The organism is Rhodoferax sp. RT5P35 (assembly GCF_056521385.1).
In genome coordinates this window covers 1-1,481 of the sequence record NZ_JBWMAX010000108.1, presented here as the reverse complement: position 1 = coordinate 1,481, position 1,481 = coordinate 1, and the positions used below count along the sequence as shown (strand labels likewise).

Genomic DNA, 1,481 nt, shown 5'->3' with positions numbered 1-1,481 from the left:
ACATAGGCGATGCCTTGCTGGGCGATGGCACAGGGTAGCTGGCCCACCAGTTGCTGGCCGCGCCACAGGATGGAGCCCTCGCAGCGCACCAGGCCCATCAGCGCCTTGGCGGTGGTGGAGCGGCCCGCGCCGTTGCGGCCCAGCAGGGCCACGGTTTCACCGGGCTGGATGGCGAACGACACGCCGTGCAGCACGGGCGTGGGGCCGTAGAAGGCGCGCAGGTTCTGGACTTGCAGCATCAGGCCGCCTGCCCCAGGTAGGCGGCTTGCACCCGCGGGTTGGCGCGCACCGCCTCGGGCGAGTCGAAGGCGATGACTTCGCCCGCTACTAATACAGCGATTTTGGCCGCCACCGCCGATACCACCTGCATATCGTGCTCTATTATCAATAGCGTTTTGCCTTGCGTGATCTCGCGGATGAGTTGCACAAACCCGGCGGCCTCCTGCACGCCCATGCCCGCCGTGGGCTCGTCCAGCAAGATGACGCTGGCGCCGCCTGCGATGGTGATGGCCAGCTCCAGCGCGCGCTGCTCGGCGTAGGTGAGGTGGGCGGCCAGCACGTCGCGTTTGCCGTCTAGCTGCACCTGGGCCATGAGCTGCTCGGCCCGCTCGCGCACGTCCTTCAGGCCACTGAGCAAGCGCCAAAACGTGTAGCCGTAGCCCCGGCTCCACAGCAGGCTGCAGCGCAGGTTCTCGAACACGCTGAGCTGGGCAAAAAGGTTGCTGGTCTGGAAGCTGCGCGCCAGACCTGCGCGGTAGATCTCGAACGGTTTTTTGCCGTGGATGGGCTGACCGTGTAGCAAGATCTGGCCGCTGCTGGGCGCGGTGCGGCCGCTGATGAGGTTGAACAGCGTGGACTTGCCCGCGCCGTTGGGGCCGATCAGCGCCACGCGCTCGCCTGTGGCCACGGTCAAGTTCGCCCCTTGGATGATCTGCGCCGAGCCGAAGTTCTTGCGCAGGGTGATGAGTTGCAGCGCGGGGATCATTTGCGCATCCCCAAAAGTACGCCTGTTGCCAAAGCCGCCGTAGCCGCAGCCCAGCTCACTCCACTGGTCGCGTCCAGGGCCAATCCCAGGAAGCGCAGCTGCGGCCCCAGCGCCGCCTGCAGTTGCAGCTGGTACACCATCTCCACCATCGCCGCCAACCCGGCAAACGCCAGCGCCCAGGCCGCATACCGAGGGGCATCGCTCCAGCGCAGCCGCCCGGCCAGGCTGACCACGCCGCCCGGCACCCACACCACCATGGCGATGAACACCCGGCCCACGTACAGCAGCCAGGCCTTGGTGATGCCGCTGAGCAGCACATTCGCCAGCACCATCAGCACAGCACCCACGACAGGGCCGAAAAAGTGGCCCGAGCCGCCCAGATAAGTAAACAGCAAATACGCACCCGAGCGCTGGCTGCCCAGCACGTCGGCGGTCACGGTTTCGAAGTTCAGCGCGGCCAGCCCACCGCCTATGCCTGCAAAAAAACCGGCGATGA

Annotated in this window: 2 protein-coding genes and 1 pseudogene; all 3 read right to left on the bottom strand. The window is 66.4% G+C overall.

Going from position 1 to position 1,481, the window contains the following annotated elements; genetic code table 11:
* A partial coding sequence (locus AC097L_RS24045) for an ATP-binding cassette domain-containing protein (protein WP_479589246.1) occupies nucleotides 1-239 on the bottom strand: 239 nt, incomplete at its 3' end.
* Nucleotides 239-985, bottom strand: a complete 747-nt coding sequence (locus tag AC097L_RS24040; RefSeq protein ID WP_479589245.1) for an ABC transporter ATP-binding protein — start codon at nucleotides 983-985, stop codon at nucleotides 239-241. The genes AC097L_RS24040 and AC097L_RS24045, both read right to left, overlap by 1 nt.
* Nucleotides 982-1,481, bottom strand: a pseudogene (locus tag AC097L_RS24035) (branched-chain amino acid ABC transporter permease); the annotation flags it as partial. The gene AC097L_RS24040 and the pseudogene AC097L_RS24035, both read right to left, overlap by 4 nt.